5 protein-coding genes and 1 pseudogene are annotated in these 4,247 nt (G+C 43.8%); 5 read left to right on the forward strand and 1 reads right to left on the reverse strand.

Features of this window, described 5'->3' with window-relative positions; all coding sequences use genetic code 11:
• The 5 genes and pseudogenes from A3761_RS27985 to queF form a co-directional block, all read left to right on the forward strand.
• Window positions 1-246, forward strand: a pseudogene (locus A3761_RS27985) (hypothetical protein); the annotation flags it as partial.
• Between the two features lie 99 nt (window positions 247-345).
• Window positions 346-981 (forward strand): tRNA-uridine aminocarboxypropyltransferase, encoded by a 636-nt coding sequence (locus A3761_RS20495; RefSeq protein WP_068508958.1) that lies wholly within the window; start codon window positions 346-348, stop codon window positions 979-981.
• A gap of 126 nt (window positions 982-1,107) precedes the next feature.
• The gene (locus A3761_RS20500; protein ID WP_068508960.1) at window positions 1,108-2,040 is read left to right on the forward strand and encodes an ABC transporter ATP-binding protein; all 933 of its coding nucleotides are present in this window, start codon (window positions 1,108-1,110) and stop codon (window positions 2,038-2,040) included.
• Window position 2,041: 1 nt separating this feature from the next.
• On the forward strand, window positions 2,042-2,815 hold the full coding sequence (locus A3761_RS20505) for an ABC transporter permease (RefSeq protein ID WP_068508962.1): 774 nt from the start codon (window positions 2,042-2,044) through the stop codon (window positions 2,813-2,815).
• Between the two features lie 79 nt (window positions 2,816-2,894).
• On the forward strand, window positions 2,895-3,761 hold the full coding sequence (queF, locus tag A3761_RS20510) for an NADPH-dependent 7-cyano-7-deazaguanine reductase QueF (RefSeq protein WP_068508964.1): 867 nt from the start codon (window positions 2,895-2,897) through the stop codon (window positions 3,759-3,761).
• Between the two features lie 14 nt (window positions 3,762-3,775).
• Here queF and A3761_RS20515 read toward each other — a convergent pair.
• Window positions 3,776-4,247: adenylate/guanylate cyclase domain-containing protein (locus A3761_RS20515; RefSeq protein ID WP_197473147.1), on the reverse strand; the 472-nt coding region annotated here is incomplete at its 5' end.

Raw genomic sequence — 4,247 nt, forward strand, 5'->3', positions numbered from 1 at the left:
ACCGGGCATAATGAAGATCGCCGCTTACAACCGAAAGTAATGGTTGTACTCGATGCTCAGAAGCGAGCAATGAAGTGCGGTAAAGTGGTAGACCTAAAAGAGGTAAACCGCGATAGAAATGTTTTAAGCATTAAAGACAGTTTACCTAAGGGAGCTTACGACATAGATGAGCAGCGGTACCTGTTATCCGGTGCAACCTCTAAATGGAGTTGGCGACACTTGGCATCCTCATTCGCGTCTGGCTAATTTGTTATTCTCTTCTGGGCGAGCAAGCCTAATAAAACTTGATAAAAGGCAGTTTGATGATTCACACTGCCTTTTTTATTGGCTGAAAGAAGATAAGCGATGGCGAGAGTGTATTGTCAACGGTGCAATAGGCCTGAAAAAGTTTGCTTGTGTGCATCGATAAGCAAACAGAGCAACACAAGAACTCTGATTATTTTTCAGCACGATGACGAACAAAAGAAGCCGCTTTCGACTGTGCCATTAATCCAGCAGGGGTTATCTGGCGTAGAGGTGCTGAACGGCCTAAGATTTGACCGAGAAAAATGCTTCTCTTTGCTAGCAAAGCATGGCGCTTGCAGCCCTTTGCTGTTGTATCCTGAGTCGCTATCTGATGACGAAGAACATCTTGTATTAGATCTGAGCGATCTAGCTTCACCGCTTTTAAAGTCGCTACAACAATATGATTCGCTAGTTATCCTCGATGGCACCTGGAGGAATACCCGGGAGCTGGTTTTGGTGAATACTTGGCTGCAAAGTTTGCCGACACTCGCCCTGTTAAATGCCGGGAAAAGTCGCTATCGTATCCGCAAATCGACACATGAGTTTTCATTATCAACAATTGAAGCGGTCGCAAAAGTGCTGCCCCTATTGGATGAAAATATTGATAGCGAAACTTTGTTGAAGCCTTTTGAGAAAATGATTGATCAGCAGATTCAATATATGGGAGAAGAGGTCTTCCTGCGAAATTACCGATAGGATGCAGAACCCTTTCTTCGAGATAAGCGGATATTCATTCCTTGGTGACTTGAAATTCCTTTGCCTAACCCCAAGATAGAGCACTCCACTTTACCTCTCTACTTACAAGCAGGCACTAAACAAATCATGCAAAACGCTCTAGAGATTCGCGGCTTAAACAAAACTTATGGTAATGGTCATGTCGCTTTGCAGAATGTCAGTGTCAGTGTCGAGCAGGGTGACTTCTTCGCTTTATTGGGGCCTAACGGTGCGGGGAAATCAACGACACTTGGTATTGTTTCTTCCTTGGTTAATAAAAGTTCTGGAGAGGTCAAAATATTTGGCCACGACATCGATAAACAGTTGGTTAAGGCAAAGACCTGTTTAGGTGTGGTGCCTCAGGAGTTTAACTTCAACCAGTTCGAGAAGGTCCGTGATATCGTTATTACTCAGGCTGGTTATTATGGTATTCCCGTTTCAGAAGCTGAGGAAAGTTGTGATCATTATCTGAAGAAACTGGGCTTGTGGGATAAACGGAATGAACCATCCCGTATGCTCTCCGGGGGTATGAAGAGAAGGTTAATGATCGCCAGAGCTTTAGTGCATAAGCCTAAATTGCTCATTCTTGATGAGCCCACAGCGGGTGTAGATATCGAATTGCGACGCTCAATGTGGGAGTTTCTAAAGGAAATCAATGAGCAGGGTACGACAATTATCTTAACGACGCACTACCTGGAAGAGGCGGAAGCGCTATGCCGCAACATTGCGATTATTGATCAAGGGAAAATTCTGACAAATACCAGTAAGCAATCTTTATTACAGCAATTGCATCTGGAAACCTTTGTGCTAGAACTTGATAAACCCATGAGCACTGTTCCTTTGCTAGAGGGCTTTGAGGCAAGACTTAACGAAGAGGGCCTGCTAGAAGTTGATGTGCGCAGTGAGCAAAATATAAATGATCTTTTTTCCAAGTTGGACAGTTTGAGTATTCAGGTCAGGAGTATGCGTAACAAGGCAAACCGCTTAGAAGAGTTGTTTTTGGACTTGGTTGAGAACGCCAAAACGCAGGAGGAAGTGTAAGATGAATGCGCATCAGGTATGGGTCGCTTTCTTGACTATTGTGACCAAAGAGATTCGTCGCTTTACTCGTATATGGGTACAAACATTGTTGCCACCGGCGATAATGATGGCTTTGTACTTCGTCATCTTTGGCAACTTGATTGGCCCGAGAATTGGTGACATGGACGGTTTTGACTACATGGACTTTATTGTTCCCGGCTTAATCATGATGTCAGTGATTACTAACTCCTATGCTAACGTAGTGTCCTCTTTTTTTAGCATGAAGTTTCAACATAGCATTGAAGAAATTCTGGTCTCACCTGTACCTAACTGGGTAGTCTTGTCCGGTTATGTGATGGGCGGTGTTGGTCGCGGTATATCTGTTGGTCTGATCGTGACACTACTGTCGCTGGGTTTTACCGATTTACGTGTTGAAAATATCGCCGTAACGGCCAGCATTGTTATTCTGACGGCTATCCTGTTCTCGATAGGCGGTTTTATCAATGCGATTTATGCGACAAAATTCGATGACATATCGATAGTGCCAACGTTTATATTGACGCCACTTACTTACTTGGGGGGTGTTTTTTATAGTATCAGTTTGTTGCCTGAGTTCTGGCAGGGGGTCTCCCAAATTAACCCTATACTGTATATGGTTAACGCTTTTCGCTATGGTATTCTTGGTGTAAGTGATGTCGATATTGGTATTTCATATTTGATGATTTGCGGATTTATCGTAATAGGCTTTTCTTATGCGCTTTACTTATTGAATCGCGGAAAAGGCATAAGAGCGTAATATGATTTTGCCTCTAAGCTAATATATAAGAATCAGTACATAGCGTAGTTTTTTCACTTTCAGAACTTAGGAGTAAAAAGTGACGGATGCTCATCAAAGCCAATTAGGTAAAGGGACTGAATACGATCAAAGCTATTCACCCGAGATACTTTTTCCCTTAGACCGAAAACAAAATCGTGAAAGTCTGAACCTGAGTGCTGATATTCCTTTTCATGGTGAAGACCGCTGGACCTGTTACGAGCTGTCCTGGCTTAACTCAAAAGGTAAGCCTCAGGCAGCGATCGCGTACTTTAGCATTCCATGTGATTCGCCATACATGATTGAATCGAAGTCTTTTAAGCTTTATTTGAACTCTTTCAACCACCTTTCTTTCAAAGATGCTTCGGCTGTAGAGCGATTGTTAAGTAAAGACTTAAGTGCTGCGGCCGGTGGAATCGTTTCTGTAGAGGTTCTTGCATTAAAAGATACAAGACATCATGTGGCAGAGAATTTATGCCAGGGAAGTTCAGCAGAAGAGTCTTTATATGCTAGCGCAGAGTGTATTGATGAAATAGATGCGGAAGACTTTGAATATCAGCCGAACCCTGAGCTACTCAAAACGGTGCCAGGTGGGGTTGAGGTGAACGAGACGCTCTACTCTGACTTGCTTCGCTCGAATTGTCCTGTGACGGGGCAACCAGACTGGGGGACTGTATTTATTCATTACGCGGGGCAGCAGATAGATCGCGAGAGCTTACTAAAATATATTGTATCTTTTAGGCAGTGTCAGGACTTTCATGAGCATTGTGTCGAGCGAATCTTTATTGATTTACTGCAATATTGCCATTGTGATTCTTTAAGTGTTTATGCGCGCTACACTCGCCGAGGTGGCTTGGATATCAACCCCTACCGCGCAACAGCAGATCTTAAGGCGAGAACGGAGAGCCTGAGAACTCCAAGGCAGTAACGAGCGTTATTGTGTTAGCTGTCTTTTAGTTTCTCAGTTGCTTTTTCAAGGGCATGGACGATAGCGTCTTTATTAGTGTCGTCTATTTTTCCGGTATCCAGATACATCGCAAACCCTTCAGCTTCATGCTCTATGAAGCTCTGACCGGCACCGATATCGCGTCTAAGGTCAACGATTTGATAAATCGGAACGGGTCTAGCGAAGCCTTTAACGGTAATCTCTCCCTTATCACGACACATAACCTTATCTTTTATCAGAGAGAAAGTTTCGTAAGAAACCAGGATTTCGCCTGGCTCTGATAGTGCTTCCAAGCGAGAAGCCAAGTTAACTTCCTTGCCGATAATGGTGTAGTCCATGCGGTTTTCAGCGCCAAAATTTCCTACAGTGCTGAAGCCCGTACTGATCCCAATCCGAATTTGCAGTGGCGTCTTGATTCCTTGGCTCTTCCACTTTTGACGCAGTATCTTCATGTGCTTACGCATCTCA

Source organism: Oleiphilus sp. HI0123, assembly GCF_001635315.1.